Origin of the sequence: Pseudomonas sp. JS425, from assembly GCF_018223845.1 — a bacterium.
Lineage (GTDB): Bacteria > Pseudomonadota > Gammaproteobacteria > Pseudomonadales > Pseudomonadaceae > Aquipseudomonas > Aquipseudomonas asiatica.
Genome location: NZ_CP073661.1, coordinates 1,999,694 through 2,025,845 on the forward strand (window position 1 = coordinate 1,999,694; position 26,152 = coordinate 2,025,845).

Below are 26,152 nucleotides of genomic sequence, written 5' to 3' on the forward strand. Positions count from 1 at the left end.
AGTCTACCAGTTAACACGCCTGGCTGCCTGCCTGTGTGCAGGTGCCTGTGGCCAGTTCCCTGGCCAGGGCACGTTCTACCCGGTACATATGCCGCGCCAGTGCCTGGCGCCGCAGGCGTAACTGGGTGGTAGGCAAGCCGCTTGCCTCGAGGGCTTCGCAGGCTTTCATCAGCTCGGGGGCTTCCAGCATCCGCGCGGCACTGAGCACCTTGTGCGCCTGTTCGGCAATGGCATCGCTGTCATGCTGCGGATGCAATGCCATCAAGGTGGCCAGGTCGGCCTGCAGGCTCTGCTGCAACGCCTGCAGGAAACGCTGGCGATCATTCGGGTCATGCCCGACCACCGTGGCCAGGCCGTCCAGGTGGTAGAGCTTGCGGCGCGGTTTCTGCTGGCGGCGTGGGCGGATACTGGCAAGACGCTGGCTGAGCGTGCCCAGGCTGATGGGTTTGAGCAGGCAGTCGTCCATGCCGGCGCTCAGGCACTTGCGGCGTACCTCCGGCTGTGCGTTGGCGGTGTAGCCGAGAATGGTGCAGCGCTGCCGCTTGCCATGGCGTTCCTCGGTACGTACGGCAGTGGCCAGCTGGTAACCGTTCATGTGCGGCATGTTGCAGTCGAGCACCAGCACATCGAAGTCGCCCGCCCGCCAGGTAGCCAGGCCTTCGCGACCGTCTTGGGCGCTGGTGTGCTCAAGCCCCAGGTAGCCAAGCTGCTGTGCCATCAGTTGCAGGTTGGCCGGGTGGTCGTCGATCACCAGCACGCTCAGCCGTGGGTCGGGCACGTCGAGGTTTTCGATCAGCGGGGTCGGCTGCGCTGCTGCGTCAACCCGCTGCAGCGGCATCTTCAGGCGCACCTGGGTGCCGACATCCTCCAGGCTCTTTATGGTCAGGCTGCCGCCCATCATCTCGCACAGGTTGCGACAGATGGCCAGGCCCAGCCCGGTACCTGCACGGGCGCTCTGGCTATGCGGGTTGGCCTGGATGAACGGGTTGAACAGGCGCTGCAGGTCGTCGGCGTGGATACCGATGCCACTGTCGCGCACTTCCAGCTCCAGAACTGCGGGGGTAGTGCTGCCGTCGTCCACCAGGCCGACGCATATGCGCACCTGGCCATGCTCGGTGAACTTGATGGCGTTGCTTACCAGGTTGGACAGGACTTGCTTGAAACGCAGGGGGTCGAGCAGGGCATGGCAGCGGGCGGCCGGTGCGATGATCACCTCCAGGGCCAGGCCTTTCTGCCGGGCCTGGCCCTCGAAAATGCGCCCCACCGACTCGACCAGGGCCGCCAGGTCGACGGCCTCCGGGGCGAGGGACAAATGCCCGGACTCGATGCGCACAATGTCGAGGATATCGCCGATCAGGCCCAGCAGGTCCTTGGCCGAATGGTGGGCCAGCTCCAGCGCACAGCGGTCTACACGGCCTTGGTCGGCGCGCTTGACTGCCAGCTCGAGCATGCCGATGACGGCATTCATCGGGGTGCGGATTTCGTGGCTGATGGTGGCCAGGAACGTGCTTTTGGCGCGGTTCGCATCATCGGCCTGCTGCTTGGCCTGGCGCAGCTCCATGACCAGATGGCGGCGCTCGCTGATGTCGATCCAGCCACCGATGATGCCCTGCACCTCACCCAGTGAGTCGCGGTACGGCAGAATCCAGTGGTAGATGGTCATCTCCCGGCCCTGGATCCGAAGTGGCCGGTCCATGATCAGCGGCGAGCCTTCGGCCATCACCTTCAGATAATCGGCGTGGATCTGCCGGGTCTGCTCGTAATCGGCGAACAGGCTCCCCTCCAGGTTTTTGCCGATGACCTCCTCGGAGCGGGCCTGCACGGCTTCCAGGTAGCTGTAGTTGCAGCTTTGCAGTCGGCCCTCGCGATCACGCACGTACATGGGGTGGGGCGTGCCGTTGAGGAGGGCGCGCATGAACGCCAACTGGTCGTTCAGCGCCCGTTCGGCGCGTTGCCGCTGGCGAATCTGCAGGCGCAGGCGGGCATTCCACAACAAGGCCAGCAGCAACAGCACGGCGGTGCCCAGTACCACCTGTATCGCCAGCCGGCGGTAGCCGTGGTCGTTGCCATCCTCGTGCAGGCTGAAGCCGCGCCAACGGTTGTTGATGACCCCCAGTTCTTCCGGCGAGATGCTCAGCAGTGCCTTGTCGAGGATCGACACCAGCGCTTGTGACGGGGCGCTGGTGGCCATGGCGAAGGTGGCGGGTTCGCTGCCGACGGTGGCCCGGATGACCAGTTCGGGATTGCCAGCCAGGGCGTGGTTGGCGTCGATCAAGTTGGTGATCACCGCATCGACGGCACCACTGTTGAGCAACGCCATGGAATAGAACGAGCTTTCGGTCTCGACCCAGCCGATTTGCGGATAGTGCCGCGACAGCATGGCGTCCATGGCGCTGTAGCGGGTAATGGCGATGCGATGACCCTGCAGCTGTTCCAGCGAGGTGAAGGGTTGTTTGTCCTTGCGGCTGACCAGCACATAGGCGCTTTCCAGGTAGGGTTGGCTGATTTGCAGGTCGTCTTCGTTCATCCCGCCGCTGGCCAGTGCAGCAATGACATCGGCGCGGCCATCCTTGAGGCGGGCAATCATGTCGGCAAGGCCGCTGGCGCGCTGCACTTCGAAACGCAAGCCGGTGCGCAGGCGAAGGAGCTCGAGCAGGTCGGCGGTGATGCCGCGAAAATGCCCCGAGCCGTCGAAATAGGAGACCGGTGCAGCGGTGTCATCGATTGCAACGCGCATCACCGGGTGGTCTTTCAGCCATTGTTCTTCGGTGTCGGTCAGTTGCAGCTTGCGGTCGGTCAGCAGCAGGTCGCTACCAGCGCTCCAGCGCTTGAAGATGCTGGCGCGTATGGCCGAGGTCTGTCTGTCCAGGGTGGCGTTCACCAGATCCATCAGGACCCGGTCCTCGCGGCGCAGGGCAAAACCGAAGCCGATGGCCTCGTGCTTGCCGAAACTGGCCATGCGCAGACGCGGCAGGTGGCCGCGATTGAGCTGGTAGTGGGTGGAAATGGTATCACCGATGAACACGTCGGCCTGGCCGAACGCCACGGCACTCAGGGCCTGGCTGGACGAGCCGAAGGCCAGAAGCTCGGCCTTGGGGTAGGCGCTGTTCACCTCCTGCCGGGGCAGGTAATGGTAGAGCATGCCCAGGCGCATGCCGCCCAGGCCCGTGTCCAGCGCCCGGCTTTCGTCCTCGCGCGTTACCAGCACCGGTTGGTCGATGGCATAGGGGGCCGACAGGGCCAGGCCATCGCTGGCCGCTTCGTAGCCGTTGGAGCTGCCAAGGAGGTCGATATCGCCCTGCCGGAGCGCCTCGACCGCCGCTTGCCGGCTGGAAAAGCGCAGCACCCGCACGGGCAACTGCAGGGCCTTGCCGATCAGGCTTGCGTACTCGGCGGTAAGGCCCTGGTAGTCGCGGCCCCCACTGGTGATGTCGAACGGCGGGTAGTCTGGTGCCGAGGTACCCAGCACCAGTTCCTGACGGCCTTCGAGCCATTGCCGTTGTTCGTCCGTGAGCGCTGGTAATGCCGGCCTGGCCGATGAGCGTGCCAGCAAGGTATAGGATGAAGCCTCGTGATGGGTAGCCTGTGCCACGCCGCTGAACAGGAGCAGGGTGAGCAGTAGGCGAGCGATACTGTGCGCCATGACTACCCTCAGACCAGCGCGTTGCGTTTGGCCATTTCAATCAGATCGACCAGTGTATTGACCTGAAGTTTGTGCATGAGGCGCTTCTTGTAGGTACTGACGGTCTTGCTGCTGAGGAACATGCCCTTGGCAATTTCCTTGTTGCTGCGGCCCTGGGCGAATAGTTGAAGCACCATCAGTTCGCGGTCATTAACCTGACGGAAAAGTTGCAGGTCGGCATCTATCGCCTGGTTATGCTTGATTGCCTGGCTGGGGAAATAGTTGTAACCAGCCAGCACGGCCTTTACTGCACTGAGCAGTTCGCTCAGGTCCTCCTGCTTGCACACATAGCCTGCAGCACCCGAGTGCATGCGGCGTACGGCAAACAATGCGGGAGATTGCGCGGTCAGTACCAGTACCTTCACGGGCAAGGCCATGGCCTGGAACCGGGCAAGCACCTCCAGCCCGTCCAGTTTGGGGATGCTGATGTCGAGGATGACCAGGTCTGGGGCGGCTTCGCGAATCATCTGCATGGCGTCCACGCCGTTGTCCGACTCGCCGACAACCTTGTAATTCTGGTTTTCCAGCAACATACGAACGGCCAGGCGGATGACGGGATGGTCGTCGACGATAAATATGGAATGCATGTTCAACTTCCCTGCGGGCGATTGAGGGTGACAGGCGGCACCTTATCGCAGTTGAAAGTCATCGGGCATGCGAGGAAGGGCTATTAGCCCTATATGGGAAATGGCTTACAAGATAAAACAATTCGGGCTACGAAATAAGCGCGTTTAATTCATTGTCAAAGCGTGATTGGTAACTTTTCATTTACTTTTATTCGTGCCGTTTAACTTTCCGCCAGTATATGTAGGAAGTTTCCCACAATATGCGGTGCAGCTACGGGCGATGTCCGGGCTGCACCGGCAGGGCTCAGGTCGGGCTGGAGCGCCCGGTCATTTCCCGGGCCATTTCACTGGCATAGCTGTCGGTCATCCCCGCGATGAAGTCGATCATGCGCAGGAAGGCGCTGTGCAGCGAGCCGTGTGGGTCGGGGGCATTGTTGCCGATCAGGTCCAGTACCCGGCGGCTCTTGAACGACGGCGTGCGTCCGCCGTGCTGCTCGAGGGCGGCCCCGCAGAAGGTGTTCAGCAAGATTTCCAGCGTGGTGTAGGCGCCGATCTCGTGCAGGGTCTTGCGCTTGTCCTGGAAGATCTTGTTGCGTGCCATGTCCTTGGCCTGCAGTACGCAGCGCTTGGCCGGGCCGTGCATGTGTTCGACCAGGTCGCCCGCCAGCTGGCCGGCCAGCAAGGCTTGCTGCTGCTCGACGAAGGCGCGGGCGGCAGCGTTGGTCAGGTGCTCGATGGCCTTGCCGCGCAGGATCGCCAGCTTGCGCCGCCGGGAATCGCCAGGGCCGAGCTGACGGTAGGTTTCCGGCAGGTCATCGCCGACCAGATCGAGCAGCAGTGCTTCGACTTCGGCGTATTGCAGCAGCTCCATTTCCAGGCCGTCTTCCAGGTCGATCAGCGCGTAGCAGATGTCATCTGCAGCCTCCATCAGGTAGACCAGCGGGTGGCGCGCCCAGCGCTGGTGTTCCAGTTGCGGCAGGCCGAGCTTGCGGGCGATCTGCTCGAGAAGCGGCAGTTCGCTCTGGTAACTGCCGAACTTGTGCTTCTTGTAGCCCAGGGCGTCGGCGTGGCGTGCGCTCCACGGGTACTTCAGGTAAGTGCCGAGGGTGGCATAGGTCAGCCGAGTACCGCCGTCGAACTGGTGGTACTCCAGCTGGGTGAGTACGCGAAAGCCTTGGGCGTTACCTTCGAAGTTGAGGAAGTCGGCGCGCTCGTCGTCGCTCATGTCATCCAGCCAGCCACGCCCGGCGGCCTGCTGGAACCAGTGCCGGATGGCGTCTTCGCCAGAGTGGCCGAACGGTGGGTTGCCGATGTCATGGGCCAGGCAGGCCGACTGCACGATCATCCCCAGGTCGCTGGGGGCGCACCAGTCCGGCAGGCTGTCGCGCAGGGTTTCGCCGACGCGCATGCCCAGCGAGCGGCCGACGCAGCTGACTTCCAGTGAGTGGGTCAGGCGTGTATGGATATGGTCGTTGCTGGAAACCGGGTGCACCTGGGTCTTGCGCCCGAGGCGGCGGAAGGCACCGGAGAAGATGATTCGGTCGTGGTCCTTGTGGAAGGGGCTGCGCCCGAGTTCATCGGCGCTGTACAGGGCTTTGCCCAGGCGTTCGCGGGTGAGCAGGGTATGCCAGTCCAAGGCGCGGTCTCCTGTAGGTCGAAGGCAGCAGCATATCCTGTAGGAGCAGCCTTGTGCTGCGAAGAGGTCCGTTTGATCGATACAAATTCCTCGCCGCTCCCGGCCTCTTCGCAGCACAAGGCTGCTCCTACAAGGATCGCGATGGTCAGGGGCGGCGGCTGCCTTGCAGGTACAGGCGCAGCAGCGGCAGCAGGCTGGTGCCCAGGCGCAACAGCCGCGCCAGGTTGCCGCTGCGCACGCCCTTGCCGGTGAGGAAACCCAGCGCCACCACTGCGCCAATCCCCCACAGCGGCGCATGCTTGATGCCCAGCCCGTCGTGCAACGAGCTGCCCATGCCGCGCACGCGGCGCAGTGGCTCAAGCAACTGCGCGGACTCGTGGCGGATTTCCTGGCGGTGCATTTCCATGCGCAGGCGCAGCAGCGCCTTGCGCAGTTCCCGCGGGTTTCGGGTGTTTGGCAATTCTGGCAGGCTCATGGCAACAGGCGCTCCCGGTCCTTGGCAAGTTCCTCGAGGGTGGCGCCGAAGGGCGACGACTCGTCGAACACCGCGGCCTTCAGGCGCAAGCCGCAATACAGCGCGGCTATGCCGTAGAACACGCACAGGCCAATGATGCCGGCCAGGCGATAGCTATCCCACAGCAGCACCAGCAACAGCCCGGACAACGCCGTCAGCAGAAGCAGGGCGAATACCAGGGCGAGGCCGGCGAACAGCAGCAGGCTCAAGGTGCGGCCCTTCTGCTCCTGCAATTCGATGCCGAACAGTTCGATGTGGCTGTGCAGCAGCCCCAGGGCAGCCGCCCCCAGGCGCTTGCCCGAGGCGCTGGCGCCGTTGGCGTCGTTCTCCATGGAAACCCCTCAGCGCCGGTTGGCCAGCAGGCCGATCAACAGGCCGACGCCAGCGGCAATGCCGATCGCCTGCCACGGTTTTTCCTGCACGTACTGTTCGGCACTGCTCAATGCTGCCTGGCCGCGTTCCCGCACCGAGTCCTGGGTCAGTTGCAGGGTTTCGCGGGCCTGGGTCAGGCGGTCGTGGATCTGTTCACGCAACTCGTCAGCCTGGTCGCCTGCCAGGTTGGCAGTGTCGGCCAGCAGCTTCTCGGTGTCGCGGACCAGTGCCTGGAAGTCAGCCATCAATATCTCTTGTGCAGTCTTTGCCGATTTGCTGGCCATGGGTATCTCCCTGTCGATGAGTGTTGGTAGTTCGAGTGATAGCACGCGCGGAAGGTTCAAGTACCGGCGCTGGTATGGGCCTTGCTAAGGCTTTGCCACGTTGCGGGGCGCCCTGGTCGGGTATTGCGCCGATTCAGGGCGTCAGCGCAGCGGATACCGATAAACCTTAACTCAATCCACGACAAACCCAAGAAAAAACCAAGCAGGCTCCGCCCGGTTCACCGAAACGGGGCAGGGAGCTGGCACCGATTCGGTGCAGGGATGCAGGTTCTTGAACTGTCCTGGTGCCTTTTTCAGCAGGTCTGCCTATTTCATGGAAAACATGCACAGCGCGATGGACTCTCTGGTCCACGGTTCAAACACCCTGTTCATTCTCATGGGCGCCATCCTGGTGCTGGCCATGCATGCCGGCTTCGCGTTTCTCGAAGTGGGCACTGTACGCCACAAGAACCAGGTCAACGCCTTGTCGAAGATTCTCAGCGACTTCGCTATTTCGGCATTGGTGTACTTCTTCATCGGCTACTGGATCGCCTACGGGGTCAGCTTCTTCCAGCCGGCGGCAGCGTTGGCGGCCGACCATGGCTATGCGCTGGTCAAGTGCTTTTTCCTGCTGACCTTCGCTGCGGCGATCCCGGCAATCATCTCCGGGGGCATCGCGGAGCGGGCGCGATTTGTGCCGCAACTGTGTGCCACGGCGTTGATCGTAGCGTTCATCTATCCGTTCTTCGAGGGCGTGGTGTGGAACGGCAACCTGGGCGTTCAGGCCTGGTTGCAGGCACGCTTCGGCGCGCCGTTCCATGATTTTGCCGGCTCGGTGGTGGTGCATGCCATGGGCGGCTGGCTGGCGCTGGCGGCGGTGTTGCTGCTGGGCGCGCGCCGTGGGCGCTACCGCGATGGCCGGTTGGTGGCTTTTGCCCCTTCGAGCATTCCCTTTCTGGCATTGGGGTCGTGGATCCTGATCATCGGCTGGTTTGGCTTCAACGTCATGAGTGCCCAGACCCTGCAAGGTGTCAGCGGCCTGGTGGCAATCAACTCGCTGATGGCCATGGTCGGTGGCACCCTGTCGGCCTTGCTGGCCGGGCGTAACGACCCGGGCTTCCTGCATAACGGGCCGCTGGCCGGGCTGGTAGCGGTTTGTGCCGGTTCCGAGCTGATGCACCCGATTGGTGCGCTGGCCACCGGCCTGGTGGCGGGTGCGCTGTTCGTCTGGACCTTCACCGCGGCGCAGAACCGCTGGAAGATCGACGATGTGCTGGGTGTGTGGCCGTTGCATGGCCTGTGCGGCGTATGGGGTGGCATGGCCTGCGGCATCTTCGGCCAGGAGGTGCTGGGTGGCATGGGCGGTGTCAGCCTGGTCAGCCAATTGCTGGGCAGCCTGATGGGCGTGGTGGTGGCATTGGCCGGCGGTTTTGCCGTGTATGGTGCAATCCGCGCGCTGCATGGGCTGCGCTTGAGCCATGAGCAGGAATTCCAGGGCGCGGACCTGTCGCTACACCGTATCGGCGCCACCAGCCAGGATTGAGCCAGGTCAGGTGCACTGTGGGCAGGACGGACCTAGAATAGGTTTCTCCCTGCCAAAGCGGACTTGCCCCATGCTGCCTGAATGCCAACTGTTCGGCACCCTCGGCTGCCACCTGTGTGAAGTGGCCGAGGCCGTGCTGATGCCCTTCGTCGATCATGGCCTGCTGGTGGAACTGGTCGACATTGCCGAGAACGAAACTCTGTTCGAACGCTATGGCCTGATCATTCCGGTGCTGCGCCGTTGTGACAACGGCGCCGAGCTGCACTGGCCGTTCGATGCCGAACAGGTGGTGGCGTTTCTCGCGCAGTAATTGCGCCAGGGGAGGTCTGTCCCTGCTCCATGCGGTGTGCAGCGTTGTGATGATCCGCTGCCGGCACGTTGAGGCCGGCATCCTTCACCGGTCATCAGGAATCCAGCCATGCGCATTACCCCCCATTTCACCCTCGATGAAATGACTGTTTCGCAGCTCGCCGCCAGGGAAGGGCTCGACAACAATCCTCCAGCCGAGGCGCGTGCCAACCTGCAGTTGCTGTGCAATGCACTGGAGCAGGTGCGCGCGCTGTTCGGCGCACCGGTCATCGTCAGCAGTGGTTATCGCAGCCCCGCAGTCAATCAGCGCATTGGCGGGACGCTGACGAGCAAGCATCTGCAGGGGCTGGCGGCTGATTTCACGGTGATTGAAGTGACCCCGCGCGAGGTTGTGCGACGGATCAGCGAAAGCACCATCCCCTTCGACCAGCTGATCCTCGAATTCGATGACTGGGTGCACCTGGCCGTGTCGCGCGGCGCCCCTCGGCGCCAGGTGTTGACCATCCGTAAAGGCACCGGCTATCTGCCGGGCCTGCAATGAAGCGCATTGACGGCGGTAAGAGGATATTCGTATGCTGTATATAAATACAGTGTCGAGGTGAAGCCATGCTCAATGTCGAGCAACTCAAGTACAGCGTCAACCGCATGCCCGTCGAGCGGGTGGCCGACGCTGTTCTGGAACTGCGCCTCGAAGGCCTGGTGACCGATGACCGCACGCCGTTCGGCAAGGTCCACTTCAATACCTGCTTCGCCGAGATCGAGGCCCTGTTCCAGCGTGCCGGCTATCACCGCGGGCTGGATGTGGTGGGGTATCAGGGGTTGCTGTATGCCCTCTACGACCCTGGGCGCTGGGAGCCGGTGCAGGTGTTGCGCTGGTTGAAGGAGCGCTGCGAGGCCATTGCCCAGGCTGGTTGAGGGCGCGGGCTTGGGGGATAATGCGCGGCCGTGAACGTTTCGAGCCCTGCCATGACCACGCCTTTCGACCCCGCCCGCCAGCAAGCCAGCACGGTGTGCCTGCCCCCCGGTAACTGGGCGACGGTGCTCGACTGCCTGTGTGACCATTTCAAGGCCATCGACCGCGCCCAGTGGCTTGACCGCTTTGCCCGTGGCCGGGTGCTTGATGCCGAAGGGCGGGCGGTTTCTGCCGAACTGCCTTACAAGCGCGGTATGCGATTGCACTACTTCCGTGAGGTGCCAAACGAGCGGCCGATCCCGGTGCAGGAGGCCATACTGCATGTGGATGAGCACCTGGTGGTAGCCGACAAGCCGCATTTCCTGCCTGTGACGCCGACTGGTGAATACGTCGAACAGACCTTGCTGCGCCGCCTGATCCGCCGCCTGGGCAACCCGCATCTGGTGCCGTTGCACCGTATCGACCGGCATACCGCCGGGCTTGTGCTGTTTTCCGCCAACCCGCAGAGCCGCAGTGCCTACCAGCGGCTGTTCCCCGAACGACGCATCGACAAGCGCTACCAGGCAATTGCGGCGGCCATGCCGCAGCACGATTTCCCGCTGGTGCACAAAAGCCGCCTGGTTCATGGCGAGCCGTTTTTCCGCATGCACGAGGTAGAGGGGGAGGCCAACAGCGAAACCCTGGCCGAAGTGCTGGAGAAGAATGGCGAGCTTTGGCGTTACGGGCTGTCGCCGGTAACTGGCAAGACCCATCAGTTGCGCGTGCACATGGCAGCGCTGGGGGCGGGGATCTGCAATGACCCATTCTATCCGCAGCTTCTCAACGACGAGGACGACTACCAGCGGCCGCTGAAGTTGCTGGCGCAGAGCCTGCGCTTTGCAGACCCGCTGAGCGGGGAAGAACGCTACTTCGAGAGCTGTTTGCAGCTGGATTGGTAATGCTCACGCGCTCGTTGCATGAGCAACTGTCGTGAATGCACTCTGAAGGCTTGCGCGGCCCCCTGTGGGAGCGGGTTCACCCGCGAAGAAGCCTGCGCGCTGGATGGCACCGGCTTCGCCGGTGTTCGCGGGTGAACCCGCTCCCACAGTGATCGCGCAATCTTTTGGATTTTGAGCAAGACAGTTACTCCCACAGGTACGGCGCAGGTATAAAGTGCATGCCGTACCTGTGGAAGCCGCCTTAGCGGTTGAACCGCTCCACCAGCGAGTACTGGGTACCCGCCGTACTGGTCAGCTCTTCGCTGAGCAGCGCCGAGTGCTGGGCCTGTTCGGCAGTCTGGTCGGCCAGGTCGGCGATGGTGCTGATGTTGCGGCTGATCTCGTCAGCCACTGCAGTCTGCTCTTCGGTCGCTGCAGCAATCTGGGTAGCCATGTCGGTGATGTTGGCCACCGCTTCACTGATACCCACCAGCGCCTCGTCGGCCTGCATCACACGGTCGACGCCTTCCTGCGCCTGGCGATGGCCGGTTTCCATGGTCAGTACGGCATTGCTGGCGGTTTGTTGCAGCTTGGCGATCAGGCCGTGGATCTGCCCGGTGGATTCGGCAGTGCGCTGGGCCAGCTGGCGCACTTCGTCGGCCACCACGGCAAAGCCTCGGCCCATTTCACCGGCACGTGCCGCTTCGATGGCCGCGTTCAGCGCCAGCAGGTTGGTCTGGTCGGCGATGCCCTTGATCACATCGACCACGCCACCAATCTCGTCGCTGTCCTTGGCCAGTTGCGTCACCGTCTGGCCGGTTTCGCCCACCGCCGCCGACAGGCGCTCGATGGCCTCGCGGGTTTCACCGGCAATCTGCCGGCCCTGGCTGGTCAGGCGGTTGGCTTCCTGGGTGGCATCGGCGGTGCGTTGCACGTGGTTGGCCACTTCCTGAGTGGTGGCGGCCATCTGGTTGACCGCAGCGGCAACCTGCTCGGTCTCCACCCGCTGGCGCTCCAGGCCCGAAGAGCTCTTGTGCGCAAGCGCGTCAGACTGGCGCGCCTGTTCGCTGAGGTGTTCGGCGCTGTCCTGCAGGCGGGTCAGGCAGGTTTTCATGCGCGCGTCCTGGCTGAGCATGGCCATTTCCAGGCGCGCCTGCACGCCCCGGCTGTCGGTGTACATCTGCGCGATCAGCGGGTCGGAGGTGGTTTGCTCGGCCAGGCGCAGCAGGCGCTTGAGGCCGCGCTGCTGCCAGCTCAGGCCCAGCAGGCCCAGCGGTACGGAAAGCCCGGCAGCCAGGGCGAAGCCCCAGGAATGGCCCAGCCAGTTGCCGATCAGGAAGCCCACCTGGCTGATCAGGATGAACGGCAACCAGTCCTGCAGCACCGGTAGCCACTTGTCCCGGCGCGGTACCGGCGGCTTGCCCTGGTTGATGCGCTGGTACAGCGCCTCGGCGCGGCGGACCTGCTCGGCGGTGGGCTTGACCCGCACCGATTCGAAGCCGACCACCTGGTTGTTGTCGAAGATCGGCGTGACATAGGCGTTGACCCAGTAATGGTCGCCGGACTTGCAGCGGTTCTTGACGATGCCCATCCACGGCTGGCCCTGCTTGAGGGTTTGCCACATGTGGGCAAACACCGCTGGCGGCACATCGGGGTGACGCACCAGGTTATGCGGGGCACCGGTCAGTTCTTCGCGGGTGAAACCACTGATCTCGACGAAGGCATCGTTGCAGTAAGTGATCACACCTTTGGCATTGGTGGTGGAGATCAACCGCTGCTGGGCAGGGAAAGTCCGTTCTCTCTGGGTAATCGGCTGGTTGTTACGCATGGGTTGATAGTCCGCAGGGCTTTCGACTGGTATCGGCAAGCCGCTGGTTTTATTGAATGAATAATTAATGTGCTTGACCTGTGGCAACAGGCCATCACTTCGATCTGGGTTAGCCAACGAGCACGTTCAAGTAATTTAGCGTCATTATTTCGTTTTTACTGCTGTTTAATGACGGATAAGTCGAATGATGACCGACTGGCTAGCCAAGAGCCAGCATCGGATAGCTGAACAGGGTGAAATGCACCAGGTTCAGGCCAAAATGGCAGAGCACCGCAGCCGCCACGCCGCCCCAGCGGTACGCCAGGCCGTAGCCGATACCGGCAAGGGTAGCCAGGTATACCCATTGCCAGCCGGCCCCCAGGTGGGCCAGGCCGAACAGCAAGGCGGCGGCGAACAATGCCAGCCCTTGGTGGCGCAGCAGCCGTTGCAGGCCGGCCTGGATGTAGCCGCGGAACAACAGTTCTTCGGTCAGGCTTACCAGCAGCAGGTTGTTCAGCAGCCAGAGCCAGGCTTGGTCGGGCCATTTCGGGGCCCAGGCCAGCATGCCCATTGCCCAGGCGCCGCCCAGGCAGGCAAGCAGTGTCAGGGGCAGGGCGTACAGCAGGCTGGTCGCCAGGCCCTGGCTGCGCCACAGGAACAGCCAAGGGCAGGCCAGCAGCAGCCAGGCGCCGATCAGGGGTTTGTCCAGGTTCAGGTACATCGTGAAGGGCAGGGCGCCAGGGCTGAGGGCAACGCCGTCGATGACCTTGGCAGCGTTGAAGCCGGGCAGCCAGTGCAATGCCAGGGCGATGGCCAAGAGGATGAACAACGTGTGGCCGAGAGCTTGTTGCCAGCGCTGGGGGCGGCGAGCGAGTAGGGCGCTGGCAAGCAGGGCGAGAAAGGTTGGCAGGGTGGTGATGCCGAGGTTGCCCTGGCTCAGGGCGAGGGTGTAGCCGAGTGCCAGGAGTAAAAGTGCGATCAGGTGGAAGCGAGGCACGAGTGGTCCTTCTCGTTGAACAATATTGGGGCTGCACAGCAGCCCCAAGCATACGCGCCTCAACCAGCAATCAGCTGCCGCAACACATAATGCAATATTCCCCCCGCCTTGAAGTACTCCACTTCATTCACGGTATCGATCCGGCACAGCACCTCGATCTGCTCGTGCTGCCCATCCTCGCGGGTGATGCGCAAGGGCAGGCTCATGCCCGGGCGGATCTGTGTACCGTTCAAGCCCAGTACATCGATCTTCTCCTTGCCGGTCAGTCCCAGTTGCTTGCGGTTGTGGCCGGCCTTGAATTGCAGCGGCAGTACGCCCATGCCTACCAGGTTGGAGCGGTGAATGCGCTCGAAGCTTTCCGCCAGTACCGCTTTGACCCCCAGCAGGTTGGTGCCTTTGGCGGCCCAGTCGCGGCTCGAGCCGGTGCCATATTCCTGGCCGGCGATCACCACCAGCGGCGTGCCTTCCTGCTGGTAGCGCATGGCCGCGTCGTAGATCGACAGCTTCTCGCCACTGGGCACGTGCAGGGTGTTGCCACCTTCTTCGCCCGCCAGCATTTCGTTGCGGATGCGGATGTTGGCGAAGGTGCCGCGCATCATCACTTCATGGTTGCCACGCCGTGAGCCGTAGGAGTTGAAGTCGTGGGGTTCCACGCCCTGCTCACGCAGGTAGCGCCCGGCCGGGCTGTCGGCCTTTATGTTGCCGGCCGGGGAAATGTGGTCGGTGGTCACCGAGTCACCCAGTAGTGCCAGGATCCGCGCACCCTGGATGTCGGTGACCTGCGGGGGTGGCCCGCCGATGTCGTCGAAGAACGGCGGATGCTGGATATAGGTAGAATCGGCCTGCCACACGTAGGTGGCCGCCTGCGGTACCTCAATGGCCTGCCACTGTGCATCGCCGGCGAACACTTCGGCGTATTCCTTGTGGAACATCGCCGTGTCTACCTTGGCCACGGCAGCGGCAATTTCCTGCTGGCTGGGCCAGATGTCACGCAGGTACACCGGTTGACCATCCTTGCCAGTGCCCAGAGGGTAGCGGGTCAGGTCCAGGCGTACGCTGCCGGCCAGGGCATAGGCCACCACCAGTGGCGGCGAGGCCAGCCAGTTGGTCTTGACCAGCGGATGCACACGGCCTTCGAAGTTGCGGTTACCCGACAACACAGAAGCCACCGTGAGGTCGGCGCTGCCGATGGCTTTTTCGATCGCTTCATCCAGCGGGCCGGAGTTGCCGATGCAGGTTGTGCAGCCATAGCCGACCAGATCGAACCCCAATTGGTCCAGATAGGTGGTTAGCCCGGCGGCCTTGAAGTAGTCGGTGACCACCTTGGAGCCCGGCGCCAGCGAACTCTTGACCCAGGGTTTGCGTTGCAGGCCTTTCTCCAGGGCCTTTTTCGCCACCAGCCCGGCGGCCATCATCACACTGGGGTTCGAGGTGTTGGTACACGAGGTGATCGCGGCAATCACCACGGCGCCATCGCGCAGGGTGTGGGTCTGGCCTTCATGGCTGTAGTCGATCTCCCCAGCCTGGTCGGCGTTGCCCACCGCCACGCCGCCGCCACCTTCGCTTTCCAGGCGGCTGACCTCTTTGGCCAGCGGTTTGGGTTGCAGTTCGATGAAGTGGTCGAAGGCCTGGCTGACCTGGCCCAGGGCTACCCGGTCCTGCGGCCGCTTGGGCCCGGCCAGGCTGGCCTCGACCTCTTGCATGTCCAGCGCCAGGCTGTCGCTGAACAGTGGCTCCTGGCCCGGCTGCCGCCACAAGCCCTGGGCTTTGCAGTACTGCTCAACCAATTGCACCGTCGCCTCGGGGCGGCCGGACAGGCGCAGGTAGTCCAGGGTCACTTGGTCGACGGGGAAGAAGCCGCAGGTGGCACCGTATTCCGGGGCCATGTTGGCGATGGTTGCCCGGTCGGCCAAGGGCAGCTCTGCCAGGCCGTCGCCATAGAACTCGACGAACTTGCCCACCACGCCCTTCTTGCGCAGCATCTGCGTCACCGTCAGCACCAGGTCGGTGGCGGTGATGCCTTCGCGCAGCTTGCCGGTCAGCTTGAAGCCGATCACTTCAGGGATCAGCATCGACACCGGCTGGCCGAGCATGGCTGCCTCCGCTTCGATCCCGCCCACGCCCCAGCCAAGCACGCCCAGGCCATTGATCATGGTGGTATGCGAATCGGTACCGACCAGGGTGTCGGGGAAGGCGTAGGTGCGGCCATCGGCCTCACGGGTCCAGACGGTGCGGCCGAGGTATTCGAGGTTGACCTGGTGGCAAATACCAGTACCCGGCGGTACCACGCGGAAGTTGTCAAAGGCGCTCTGGCCCCAGCGCAGGAAGGCATAGCGCTCGCCGTTGCGCTGCATTTCGATGTCGACGTTCTCGCTGAAGGCCTGCGGCGTGCCGTAGCGGTCGACCATCACCGAATGGTCGATCACCAGGTCCACGGGTGAAAGCGGGTTGATCCTCTGCGGGTCGCCGCCGGCCTTGGCCATGGCAGCGCGCATGGCGGCCAGGTCGACCACGGCCGGCACACCGGTAAAGTCCTGCATCAGCACCCGCGCCGGGCGGTACTGGATCTCGCGGTCGGAGCGTCGCTCGCCCAGCCATTGGGCGAGCGCGCGCAGGTCGTCGCCGGTGACAGTCTTGCCGTCCTCCCAGCGCAGCAGGTTTTCCAGCAGTACCTTCAGCGACATGGGCAGGCGCTGCAGGTCGCCCAGTTGGCGGGCGGCCTCGGTGAGGCTGAAGTAGTGGTAGGTCTGGTCGCCGACCTTGAGGGATTTGAGGGTATTCAGGCTATCGAGCGAGGGCATTGCCAACTCCTTCTGCGCCGGTGCCTGGCAAGATATGCCGGTGGCACCGCTGTGTATCGATCCGCACGGCACGGACCTGGCTGAAAGGTCAGGTTAGACCGCTTTGCGTCATCTGACCCTTTTCTGGACCGGCGGGGCGTGTCGCAGGTTCCGATCTTCCTTTATCATCGCCGCCCTGCCGGCGCCTGTGGCGCGCCAGCCGTAGTGGAGTGAGAAATGAATACCCTGTTCATGCATTGCCGGCCCGGTTTCGAGGGTGAGGTGTGCGCCGAAATCAGCGAACATGCCGCCCGCCTGGGCGTTGCCGGCTATGCCAAAGGCAAGCCGCAGAGTGCCAGTGCCGAGTTTGTCTGTAGCGAGGAGGGCGGTGCCGAGCGCTTGATGGGGGAACTGCGCTTCAACCAGCTGATTTTCCCGCGGCAGTGGGCTCGTGGCGGTTATGTCGAACTGCCGGAAAGCGACCGTATCAGTGTGCTGCTGGCGCATCTGGCCGGGTTCCCGGTGTTCGGCAGCCTGTGGCTGGAGGTGCTGGACAGTAACGAGGGCAAGGAACTGTCCACCTTCTGCCGCAAGTTCGAGGTGCCGCTGCGCAAGGCTTTGGAAAAGGCCGGCCGCCTGGTCGACGATGCCAGCCGCCCACGCCTGCTGCTCACCTTCATCAGCGGCCGCCGGGTATTTGCCGGTGTTGCCCCGGCCAACAACAGTGCACTGTGGCCCATGGGCATCCCGCGCCTGAAATTCCCCCGCGAGGCGCCCAGCCGCTCGACGCTCAAACTGGAAGAGGCCTGGCACCAGTTCATCCCGCGCGAGCAGTGGGAGCAGCGCCTGGGCGATGACATGACCGGTGTCGACCTAGGAGCCTCGCCGGGTGGCTGGACCTACCAGCTGGTGCGCCGGGGCATGCTGGTGACCGCCATCGACAACGGGCCGATGGCCGAGAGCCTGATGGACACCGGCTTGGTCCAGCACCTGATGGCCGATGGTTTCACCTGGCAACCGAAGCAGCCGGTGGACTGGATGGTGTGCGACATCGTCGAGAAACCGGCCCGTACCACCTCGCTGATCGAGACCTGGCTGGGCGAGGGGCTGTGCCGTGAAGCTGTGGTCAACCTGAAGCTGCCGATGAAGCAGCGCTATGCCGAGGTACGCCGGCTGCTCGACCGCATGGAGGCGACCTTCAAGGCGCGCAAGATCAAGGTGTCGATTGCTTGCAAGCAGCTGTATCACGACCGCGAGGAAGTGACCTGCCATCTGCGCCGGTTGGACTTGAAACCGCGCTAGCACAGCGAACCGCTTTGCTCTTGCTCTTGCTTCGGCTTTTGCTTCTAAGCGCGATAGTTCAGGCGCCGCCGATTGCGACTTCAGGAGGCCGAGCGAAGGGGCTGCGGAGGGAGGTGACGGGCATGGATGCCCGTCAAGCGCTGAGGCCCCATGGATGGGGCCTGCAGCGCGTACTCCCGGGAGCAGGCCCGTAGCGAGGGAACCCCGGAGCGCAGCGTAGGGGCCGGATGATAGGAGCCAGCGTTTTTTGGTTACTTTTTGTCGCGTTTGACAAAAAGTGACCCGCCGTAAGGGCGGAAAGGTGATTAAGCGCCACCTTCGAGAATGAATGTTGACCTTGTTGTTGATGCCCACGCTTGAAAGCGAAGAGCGAAGAGCGAAGAGCGAAGAGCGAAGAGCGAAAAGCGGAAAAGTACTGGTCTTGATCTCGCGCATAGTCCATTTACGATGGCGACGCTTACTCACCTTTTCGCCCTTACGGCGAGTCACTTTTTGTCAAACGCGACAAAAAGTAACCAAAAAACGCTGCGCTCCCATCATCCGGCCCCTCCGCTACGCTCCGGGGTTCCCTCGCGCCGGTCTTGCTCCCGGGAGGACGCGCTGCAGGCCCCATCCATGGGGCCTCAGCGCTTGACGGGCATCCATGCCCGTCACCTCCCTCCGCAAGACCTCTGCTCGGCCTCCTGAAGTCGCGAAGATCAAGATCAAGATCAAGATCAAGATCAAGATCAAGATCAAGATCAAGATCAAGATCAAGATCAAGATCAAGATCAAGATCAAGATCAAGATCAAGATCAAGATCAAGATCAAGAGCAAGAGCAAGAGCAAGAGCAAGAGCAAGAGCAAGAGCAAGAGCAAGAGCAAGAGCAAGAGCAAGAGCAAGAGCAAGAGCAAGAGCAGGGCGCGTCTTCACAGGCGGTGCTTGGACCACGTCGCGCGATGCGCGACAATAGCGATCATTTGCGGAGCCCCCCATGACCGATTTCACCCCCGACGCCATCCTCGACGCCACCGGCCTGAACTGCCCGGAACCGGTAATGATGCTGCACCAGCACGTGCGCAACCTGGCCGCTGGCGGCCTGCTCAAGGTCATCGCCACCGACCCCTCGACCCGCCGCGATATCCCCAAGTTCTGCAACTTCCTCGGCCACGAACTGCTGCAGCAGCAGGAAGACGCCGGTACCTTCCTGTACTGGATCCGCAAGAAAGCCGACTGAACCGCTCTGGAACACGCCCGGCGTTGCGCCTACACTGCGTTCCCCAGACAGGAGAGCGCCATGCTGATAGTTGCCGACGAGAACATCCCGCTGCTCGATGCCTTCTTCCAGGGTTTCGGCGAAATCCGCCGTTACCCCGGCCGAAGCCTCGATGCCGCCAGCGTAAGGGACGCCGACATTCTACTGGTGCGCTCGGTGACCAAGGTCGACCGCCAGTTGCTCGAAGGCAGCCGCGTGCGCTTCGTCGGCACCTGCACCATCGGCACCGACCACCTCGACCTGAACTACTTTGCCGAAGCCGGCATCCACTGGAGCAGCGCACCGGGCTGCAATGCCCGCGGCGTGGTCGATTACGTTCTGGGCAGCCTGCTGACCCTGGCCGAGCTGGATGGCGTGGCACTGCCCGAGCGCGTGTATGGCGTAGTGGGCGCGGGTGAGGTGGGTGGCCGCCTGGTGCGGGTGCTGCACGGCCTTGGCTGGAAGGTACTGGTATGCGACCCGCTGCGCCAGGCCGCCGAGGGCGGTGACTACGTCAGCCTCGAGACCATCCTGCAACAGTGCGATGTGATCAGCCTGCACACCCCCTTGCAGCGTGGCGGCGAGCACCCGACCTGGCACCTGCTGGGCCAGGCGCAGCTGGCGCAGTTGCGCCCCGGTGCCTGGCTGGTCAACGCCAGCCGTGGCCCGGTAGTGGACAACGCCGCCCTGCGCGAACTGCTGCTGGACCGCGAAGACCTGCATGCGGTGCTGGATGTGTGGGAGGGTGAGCCGCAGGTCGACCTGCAACTGGCCGACCTGTGCACATTGGCTTCGCCGCACATTGCCGGCTACAGCCTCGACGGTCGCCAGCGTGGTACGGCGCAGATCTACCAGGCGCTGTGCCGCTTCCTCGGTGTGGATAAACAGGTGCAACTGGCCGACCTGCTGCCCCGGCCACCGCTGGCGCAGATCGAACTGGATGCCAGCACCGACCCGGCCTGGGCCTTGGCCACCCTTTGCCGCGCAGTGTACGACCCACGCCGCGACGATGCCGATTTCCGCCGCAGCCTCAGCGACGACCCGCAGCAGCAGCGCGCAGCGTTCGACCAGTTGCGCAAGCAGTACCCGCCACGGCGCGAGATCGAGGGGCTGGCGGTGCGCGTGCGCGGGGAGTCGCCGCAGTTGGCGCAGCTGGTCAGTGCCTTGGGTGGGGTGTTGGTCTGACAGCCATTTGAAAGCTGTGCCGGCCTCTTCGCGGGTAAACCCGCTCCCACAGGTAGCCCGCTGACCTCAAGGCTTGTGTTGTCCCTGTGGGAGCGGGTTTACCCGCGAAAGGGCCGGTACAGGATTCAGGCAAATAAAAACCCGGCGCAAGCGCCGGGTTGCAAGGAATTCGCCGATCAACCTTTGCGTACGCGCTCGACCCGGCTTTCTTCCAGGGCCTTGCAGGCCTGCTGGATCATCTGCTCGGTGATCGGTACTTCGCGCCCCTTCGCATCGATGATCGAACCGCACACCTGCGGCGGTGGTGTGGTCCGGGGCTTCTGATTGTCGCTGCCATGCTGCAAGCTCATGTATTGTCTCCTCATCAGGTTCAAGCGCAGGTTAACCCTGTGCCGTGACTGGCCTGTGACAGTACCTGCAGGGTCACGGCAGGCACAGTCCAACAGAAACGGCAGTAAAGCTCCATAGCCTGGTTAGACCGATAGGCTATAGCAACCCTGCAAGGGTTCCACAGGCGTGGATGAGTGGTAGGCTGCGGTTTCCCACCATTGTGGTCAGCGCCATGCCCGAATCGGTTTCCCCACGTCAACGCCGCGCCTTGCGCCTGGGTTGGCAGTTTGTCCGTCCTTACCGTCGCCAGGTGATGCTTGCCTTGCTGGCCCTGGTAGTCACCGCCGCCATCACCCTGTCCATGGGCCAGGGCATCCGCCTGCTGGTGGACCAGGGCTTCATGACCCGCTCCGCGCATCAGCTCAACCAGACCATCGGCCTGTTCCTGCTGCTGGTGTTGGCCCTGGCGGTGGGTACCTTCAGCCGCTTCTACCTGGTGTCGTGGATCGGCGAGCGCTGCGTGGCCGATATCCGTCGAGCCGTGTTCGACCACCTGATCGGTTTGCATCCCGGGTTTTTCGAAGACAACCGCAGCTCCGAGATCCAGTCGCGCCTGACCGCCGACACCACCTTGCTGCAATCGGTAATCGGCTCTTCGCTGTCGATGTTCCTGCGCAACGCGCTGATGGTCACCGGTGGTGTGGTGTTGCTGTTTATCACCAATCCCAAGCTCACCAGCATCGTGGTGGTGGCCCTGCCGCTGGTGCTGGCGCCGATCCTGCTGTTCGGCCGCCGGGTACGCAGCCTGTCGCGGCAGAGTCAGGACCGGGTAGCCGATGTGGGCAGCTATGTGGCCGAGACACTCGGGCAGATCAAGACCGTGCAGGCCTACAACCACCAGGCGCATGACCGCGAGCTGTTCGCCGGTACGGTCGAAGCGGCTTTTGCCGTGGCCCGGCAGCGTATTGCCCAGCGTGCCTGGCTTATCACCCTGGTGATCGTGCTGGTACTGGGAGCGGTGGGGGTGATGTTGTGGGTTGGCGGCATGGATGTGATCGCCGGACGCATTTCCGCGGGCGAACTGGCCGCGTTCGTGTTCTACAGCCTGATCGTCGGCAGTGCCTTCGGCACCCTCAGCGAGGTAATCGGCGAGTTGCAAAGGGCGGCGGGCGCCGCCGAGCGCATTGCCGAACTGTTGGCGGCGCGCAGTGCAATCCTGCCGCCCGCCGTGGCGCAGGTGCTGCCGCAGCAGCGGGCCAGTGGGCGTATCGAGCTGCAGCAGTTGGTGTTCGCCTATCCGTCACGGCCCTCGGTGGCGGCTGTCGATGGCCTGAGCCTGACCATCGAGCCGGGGCAGACCGTGGCACTGGTGGGCCCGTCGGGGGCGGGCAAGTCGACCTTGTTCGATTTGTTGCTGCGCTTCTACGACCCCCAGCAGGGGTGCATCCTTCTCGATGGCAAGGCGATCACCGAACTTGACCCCAATCACCTGCGCCAGCAGTTCGCCCTGGTGGCACAGAACCCCTCGCTGTTTCGCGGCACGGTCGAGGCCAACATCCGCTATGGCCGGCCCGAGGCGACCCTGGCCGAGGTCGAGGCAGCCGCCCGGGGTGCCCATGCCGACGCATTCATCCGGCAATTGCCGCAGGGCTACCAGACACAGCTGGGCGAGGGCGGCATCGGCTTGTCCGGCGGGCAGCGGCAGCGCCTGGCCATTGCCCGTGCGTTGCTGGTCGATGCGCCGATCCTGTTGCTGGACGAAGCCACCAGCGCACTCGACGCACAAAGCGAACACCTTATCCAGCAGGCGCTGCCCAGCCTGATGGCCGGGCGCACCACACTGGTGATCGCCCATCGTCTGGCTACGGTCCAGCATGCCGACCGTATCGCGGTCATCGACAAGGGCAGGCTGGTGGCGGTGGGGACGCATCGCCAGTTGATCGAAGAGAGCCCGCTTTATGAGCGGCTTGCGGCCTTGCAGTTCACCACGGGGTAGCTTGTAGTGGCCTCGTAACATTTCTGTAGTACTTGCCTGAGAGTATCTAGCTCAACTGTTGCGTAAGTGCTCGACCTGGCTGCCATTGCTTGATGGCAGCCTTTTTTTGGCCTGCCCGTAACCGTGCTGCGTTGCGCCTTGTTGCCAGCTTGCGCGGCCCTCCGGTCTTCCTCCTGCTTTCCGAGATCCCAGATGTTGCGTAAATCCCTCAGAGTGCAAATTCTCTCCCTGCTCGGCGGCAGTCTGGTGGCGATGTTGCTGATCGCCCTGGTGTGCTTCCAGTTCCTTTCGTCCAGCGTGCGCGGCTACGCCGAGCTGGTCGACGGGCCGCTGCGGGCCTCGCAGTTGATCGACGAAGCCAACCTGCAGTTCAAGATCCAGGTGCAGGAGTGGAAGAACGTGTTGTTGCGCGGGCGCCAGCCGGCTGACATGGACAAGTACTGGCAGCAGTTCCAGGCTCGCGAGCAGCAGGTGCAGCAACTGCTCGGGCAATTGATCGACAGCAGCGACGCCAGGCTCAAGGCGCCGCTGCAGCAACTGCGTGACAGCCACCGGCAGCTGGGCCAGACCTATGCGCAGGGGCGCCAGGCATTCCAGGCGGCGGGCGGCGACCCGGTGGCCGGCGATCTGGCGGTCAAGGGCGTGGACCGCGCCGTCAGCGAGCAGATGAGCGAACTGGTCGAGCAACTGCGTGCCGATGCCCGTCAGCACGCCGCCAGCCTCAGTGCCGGTGCCGAGCGCACGGTATGGCTGGGCTTGCTGGTGATGCTGGCCTCGGCCGTGCTGGTGGGGCTGCTCAGCCTGTGGCTGGTCAACCGCAGCCTGATCGAGCCGATCCGCCAGTTGATCGAGTATGTCGCGCAGCTGAGCCAGGGCCGCTTTGCCGCCCGGGTAGACAGCCGCCGTGAGGACGAACTGGGCCGCCTGGCGCGGGCCGCCAACACCCTGCGCGATTTCCTCGCCGACACGGTCGGCCGGCTGCAGGACAACGCCCAGGAACTGGAAGGCGCCAGCGGCCAGCTGCGCAGCATCGCCGGCGACATGGCCCGTGGTACCCACGACCAGTTCCAGCGCACCGACCAGGTGGCCACGGCCATGCACGAGATGTCCGCCACTGCCCAGGAAGTCGCCCGCCACGCCGCGGAGGCCGCCCGCGCTGCGGACGACGCCGATCACAGTGCCCAGGCGGGCGAGCAGGTGATGCAGCAGACCATCGACATCATCGGCGTGGTCAACCGCGAAATCGCTGGCACGGCGGCGGTGATTCGCGACCTTGAGCATGACAGCGCGCGCATTGGCAAAGTCCTTGAAGTGATCCGCGGCATTGCCGAGCAGACCAACCTGCTGGCGCTCAACGCGGCCATCGAAGCGGCCCGTGCCGGCGAGGCCGGGCGAGGTTTTGCGGTCGTCGCCGATGAAGTGCGCAGCCTGGCCCAGCGCACGGCGGCGTCGATCGCCGAGATCCACCAGATCATCGAGGCGGTGCAGTCGGGGGCGGTGGAGGCGGTCAAGGCCATCGAAAGCGGCCAGCAGCGCAGCGAGGAGGGTGCCGAGCAGGTGCAGCAGGCCGGGCAGATGCTGCAGCGCATCACCCTGGCAGTGGAAGCGATCCGCGACATGAACCGGCAGATCGCCACGGCGGCCGAAGAGCAGACCAGCGTGGCCGAGGACATCTCCTGCAACCTGATCGAAATCACCCGCATCGCCACGGCCAACCAGCAGGCGGTGCAGCATACCGAACAGGCGGGGCAGCGCCTGCATGGGTTGTCGGGGCAGCTGGGTGAAGTCACCTCCCGCCTCACCGCCTGACGCGGCTCTTGTGGGAGCGGCCTTGTGTCGCGAAAGGGCCGCGCAGCGGCCCCAGGGTATCAGCATCCATGCAGAGATTGCCGGGGCCGCTTTGCGGCCCTTTTGCGACACAAGGCCGCTCCCACAACGGTACGGCGCCAGGTTGGCTACTGGGGAAACCCGCCACTTCCACTGCTTCATTCCATGCCCTCTGGCGGATTGCCGCCATCTATCCCGTCGCGCGCCCCCTGTATCCACTGCTCCAGACCCAGTTGGCACGTTCCCTGCTCAAGGCGGCGCGCGTGTACACAACAACTGGATAACATCAATGAAGAAATTCCTGCTGACGTTCCTCTGCCTGGGCGTCATCGGCTGCTCCAAACCCGCGGAACCGGAAAAGACCGTCGACGTGCTGCTGATCGGCGGTGGCATCATGAGTGCCAGCCTGGGTACCTACCTCACCGAGCTGGAGCCCTCCTGGAAGATCGACGTCTATGAGCGCCTGGACCAGGTGGCCGAAGAAAGCTCCAATGCCTGGAACAACGCCGGCACCGGTCACTCCGCGTTCTGCGAGTTGAACTACACCAGTGTGGGCAAGGACGGCAATATCGATATCAGCAAGGCCGTTGGGGTCAACGAGCAGTTCGAGGTGTCCAAGCAGTTCTGGGCCTACCAGGTCGAGCAGGGCGTGCTGAGCAACCCGAAGTCGTTCATCAACAACGTGCCGCACATGAGTTTTGTCTGGGGTGACGACAACGTCGCCTTCCTGCACAAGCGCGTCGACGCCCTGCAGCACAGCTCGCTGTTCCGCGGCATGGAAATCTCGGAAGACCACGAGCAGATCCGCAAGTGGGCGCCGCTGGTGATGGAGGGCCGTGACCCGGGGCAGAAGGTCGCCGCCACGCGCATGGCCATCGGTACCGACGTGAACTTTGGCGAAATCACCCGCCAGTTGTTCGCCGCGATGACCCGCAACCCCAATGTGTCGCTGAACCTGCGTCATGAGGTGCGTGACATCGTGCGCAACGACGACGGCACCTGGCATGTGCGGGTGCTCGATCTGGCCAACGGCGGCGAGGAAAAGGCCGTCAACGCCCGCTTCGTGTTCATCGGTGCCGGTGGTGGCGCGCTGAAGCTGCTGCAGAAGTCGGGCATTCCTGAAGCCGAAGGCTACGCCGGCTTCCCGGTCGGTGGTCAGTTCCTGATGACCGACAACCCCGACCTGGTCGCCCGCCACCAAGCCAAGCTGTACGGCAAGGCCTCGGTTGGCGCGCCGCCGATGTCGGTACCGCACCTGGACACGCGGATGATCGATGGCAAGCAGGTGCTGCTGTTCGGCCCGTTCGCCACCTTCTCCACCAAGTACCTCAAGCACGGCTCGCTGCTGGACATGTTCGCCTCGCTGAACAGCCACAACGTGCTGCCGATGGTCAATGCCGGTATCGATAACATCGACCTCAGCACCTACCTGATGGGGCAGCTGATGCTCAGTTTCGATGACCGCATGAACGCGCTGCGCGAGTACTTCCCCAACGCCAAGAACGAAGACTGGAAGTTGCTGCAGGCCGGCCAGCGGGTGCAGGTGATCAAGAAGGACCCGGTCCTGGGCGGTGTGCTGCAGTTCGGTACTGAAGTGGTGGCGGCGCAGGACGGCAGCATCGCTGCGTTGCTGGGAGCTTCGCCGGGTGCCTCGACAGCGGCGCCGATCATGCTGACCGTGCTGGAAAAGACCTTCAAGGACCGTATCCAGTCGCCAGCCTGGCAGGCCAGGCTCAAGGAAATCGTGCCGAGCTATGGGCAAAAGCTGAACAACAACCTGGCGCTGACCAACCAGACCCGGGCATGGAGCAGCGAGCGCCTGCAGTTGCTGTATGTGCCGGTGGAGGCCGAGGTGTCGCACTGACCTGCACAAGTTGTTGGGGGCTGCCTTGCAGCCCTTTCGCGACACAAGGCCGCTCCCACAAGGGGGGGGCGCTGGGGCCGGGCACTTTTCAACGCACAACAAAAAGCCCGCACA

The 26,152-nt window shown here is 63.6% G+C and carries 22 protein-coding genes; 11 read left to right on the top strand and 11 right to left on the bottom strand.

The features are described 5' to 3' along the window. Nucleotides 1-10 precede the first annotated feature (10 nt). The 6 genes from KDB76_RS09220 to KDB76_RS09245 form a co-directional block, all read right to left on the bottom strand. On the bottom strand, nucleotides 11-3,643 hold the full coding sequence (locus KDB76_RS09220; protein WP_038409168.1) for a transporter substrate-binding domain-containing protein: 3,633 nt from the start codon (nucleotides 3,641-3,643) through the stop codon (nucleotides 11-13). An 8-nt stretch (nucleotides 3,644-3,651) separates the two neighbouring features. Beyond that, entirely contained in the window at nucleotides 3,652-4,269 is a 618-nt protein-coding gene (locus tag KDB76_RS09225; protein ID WP_038409170.1) for a response regulator transcription factor, read from the bottom strand. A 283-nt stretch (nucleotides 4,270-4,552) separates the two neighbouring features. Continuing rightward, on the bottom strand, nucleotides 4,553-5,884 hold the full coding sequence (locus KDB76_RS09230; protein WP_013971681.1) for a deoxyguanosinetriphosphate triphosphohydrolase: 1,332 nt from the start codon (nucleotides 5,882-5,884) through the stop codon (nucleotides 4,553-4,555). Between the two features lie 145 nt (nucleotides 5,885-6,029). Further along, the gene (locus KDB76_RS09235) at nucleotides 6,030-6,359 is read right to left on the bottom strand and encodes a hypothetical protein (RefSeq protein ID WP_013971682.1); all 330 of its coding nucleotides are present in this window, start codon (nucleotides 6,357-6,359) and stop codon (nucleotides 6,030-6,032) included. Continuing rightward, nucleotides 6,356-6,730, bottom strand: coding sequence for a phage holin family protein (locus KDB76_RS09240; protein WP_013971683.1), 375 nt, complete (start codon nucleotides 6,728-6,730; stop codon nucleotides 6,356-6,358). Before KDB76_RS09240 ends, KDB76_RS09235 begins: the two co-directional genes overlap by 4 nt. 9 nt (nucleotides 6,731-6,739) lie before the next feature. Beyond that, on the bottom strand, nucleotides 6,740-7,054 hold the full coding sequence (locus KDB76_RS09245; protein ID WP_013971684.1) for a YqjD family protein: 315 nt from the start codon (nucleotides 7,052-7,054) through the stop codon (nucleotides 6,740-6,742). 313 nt (nucleotides 7,055-7,367) lie between these two features. On the opposite strand from KDB76_RS09245, the gene KDB76_RS09250 reads away from it, so the two are divergent. From KDB76_RS09250 to KDB76_RS09270, 5 genes are all read left to right on the top strand, one after another. After that, on the top strand, nucleotides 7,368-8,576 hold the full coding sequence (locus KDB76_RS09250; RefSeq protein ID WP_024086570.1) for an ammonium transporter: 1,209 nt from the start codon (nucleotides 7,368-7,370) through the stop codon (nucleotides 8,574-8,576). Between the two features lie 70 nt (nucleotides 8,577-8,646). Continuing rightward, a complete protein-coding gene (locus KDB76_RS09255; protein ID WP_004376101.1) occupies nucleotides 8,647-8,886 on the top strand; it encodes a glutaredoxin family protein in 240 nt (79 codons plus the stop codon). A 108-nt stretch (nucleotides 8,887-8,994) separates the two neighbouring features. Further along, on the top strand, nucleotides 8,995-9,426 hold the full coding sequence (locus KDB76_RS09260) for a D-Ala-D-Ala carboxypeptidase family metallohydrolase (protein ID WP_023661723.1): 432 nt from the start codon (nucleotides 8,995-8,997) through the stop codon (nucleotides 9,424-9,426). A 65-nt stretch (nucleotides 9,427-9,491) separates the two neighbouring features. Next, nucleotides 9,492-9,800, top strand: a complete 309-nt coding sequence (locus KDB76_RS09265; protein WP_004376097.1) for a hypothetical protein — start codon at nucleotides 9,492-9,494, stop codon at nucleotides 9,798-9,800. A 51-nt stretch (nucleotides 9,801-9,851) separates the two neighbouring features. Continuing rightward, nucleotides 9,852-10,736 (top strand): pseudouridine synthase, encoded by an 885-nt coding sequence (locus tag KDB76_RS09270; RefSeq protein WP_015269509.1) that lies wholly within the window; start codon nucleotides 9,852-9,854, stop codon nucleotides 10,734-10,736. Nucleotides 10,737-10,977: 241 nt separating this feature from the next. On the opposite strand, the gene KDB76_RS09275 is transcribed toward KDB76_RS09270, so the two are convergent. From KDB76_RS09275 to acnA, 3 genes are all read right to left on the bottom strand, one after another. Next, nucleotides 10,978-12,543: a PAS domain-containing methyl-accepting chemotaxis protein gene (locus tag KDB76_RS09275; RefSeq protein WP_023661721.1), complete on the bottom strand. Its 1,566-nt coding sequence runs from the start codon at nucleotides 12,541-12,543 to the stop codon at nucleotides 10,978-10,980. A gap of 199 nt (nucleotides 12,544-12,742) precedes the next feature. Continuing rightward, nucleotides 12,743-13,519: a CPBP family intramembrane glutamic endopeptidase gene (locus KDB76_RS09280; RefSeq protein ID WP_013971689.1), complete on the bottom strand. Its 777-nt coding sequence runs from the start codon at nucleotides 13,517-13,519 to the stop codon at nucleotides 12,743-12,745. 59 nt (nucleotides 13,520-13,578) lie between these two features. After that, nucleotides 13,579-16,320 (bottom strand): aconitate hydratase AcnA, encoded by a 2,742-nt coding sequence (gene acnA / locus KDB76_RS09285; RefSeq protein ID WP_038409173.1) that lies wholly within the window; start codon nucleotides 16,318-16,320, stop codon nucleotides 13,579-13,581. Nucleotides 16,321-16,536: 216 nt separating this feature from the next. On the opposite strand from acnA, the gene rlmM reads away from it, so the two are divergent. Continuing rightward, entirely contained in the window at nucleotides 16,537-17,601 is a 1,065-nt protein-coding gene (rlmM, locus tag KDB76_RS09290; RefSeq protein WP_013971691.1) for a 23S rRNA (cytidine(2498)-2'-O)-methyltransferase RlmM, read from the top strand. A gap of 475 nt (nucleotides 17,602-18,076) precedes the next feature. Here rlmM and KDB76_RS09295 read toward each other — a convergent pair whose 3' ends face one another. Then, the gene (locus tag KDB76_RS09295; protein WP_212632264.1) at nucleotides 18,077-18,514 is read right to left on the bottom strand and encodes a hypothetical protein; all 438 of its coding nucleotides are present in this window, start codon (nucleotides 18,512-18,514) and stop codon (nucleotides 18,077-18,079) included. Nucleotides 18,515-18,575: 61 nt separating this feature from the next. Here KDB76_RS09295 and tusA point away from each other — a divergent pair, with 61 nt between their 5' ends. Next, nucleotides 18,576-18,818, top strand: coding sequence for a sulfurtransferase TusA (gene tusA, locus KDB76_RS09300; RefSeq protein ID WP_003248727.1), 243 nt, complete (start codon nucleotides 18,576-18,578; stop codon nucleotides 18,816-18,818). 60 nt (nucleotides 18,819-18,878) lie between these two features. Further along, the gene (gene pdxB, locus KDB76_RS09305; RefSeq protein ID WP_024086575.1) at nucleotides 18,879-20,021 is read left to right on the top strand and encodes a 4-phosphoerythronate dehydrogenase PdxB; all 1,143 of its coding nucleotides are present in this window, start codon (nucleotides 18,879-18,881) and stop codon (nucleotides 20,019-20,021) included. A 176-nt stretch (nucleotides 20,022-20,197) separates the two neighbouring features. Here the strand turns inward: pdxB and KDB76_RS09310 are convergent, their stop codons facing one another. Beyond that, a complete protein-coding gene (locus KDB76_RS09310) occupies nucleotides 20,198-20,371 on the bottom strand; it encodes a PA1571 family protein (RefSeq protein ID WP_013971693.1) in 174 nt (57 codons plus the stop codon). Nucleotides 20,372-20,583: 212 nt separating this feature from the next. Here KDB76_RS09310 and KDB76_RS09315 point away from each other — a divergent pair, with 212 nt between their 5' ends. The 3 genes from KDB76_RS09315 to mqo all read left to right on the top strand — a co-directional run bounded on the left by KDB76_RS09315 (nucleotide 20,584) and on the right by mqo (nucleotide 26,038). Further along, nucleotides 20,584-22,347 carry an ABC transporter transmembrane domain-containing protein gene (locus KDB76_RS09315; protein ID WP_038410381.1) on the top strand — a complete coding sequence of 588 codons (1,764 nt, stop codon included), beginning with the start codon at nucleotides 20,584-20,586 and terminating at the stop codon, nucleotides 22,345-22,347. A gap of 192 nt (nucleotides 22,348-22,539) precedes the next feature. Next, the gene (locus KDB76_RS09320; protein WP_013971695.1) at nucleotides 22,540-24,156 is read left to right on the top strand and encodes a methyl-accepting chemotaxis protein; all 1,617 of its coding nucleotides are present in this window, start codon (nucleotides 22,540-22,542) and stop codon (nucleotides 24,154-24,156) included. A gap of 307 nt (nucleotides 24,157-24,463) precedes the next feature. Beyond that, nucleotides 24,464-26,038, top strand: coding sequence for a malate dehydrogenase (quinone) (gene mqo / locus KDB76_RS09325; protein ID WP_013971696.1), 1,575 nt, complete (start codon nucleotides 24,464-24,466; stop codon nucleotides 26,036-26,038). The last annotated feature ends 114 nt before the right edge of the window (nucleotides 26,039-26,152 follow it).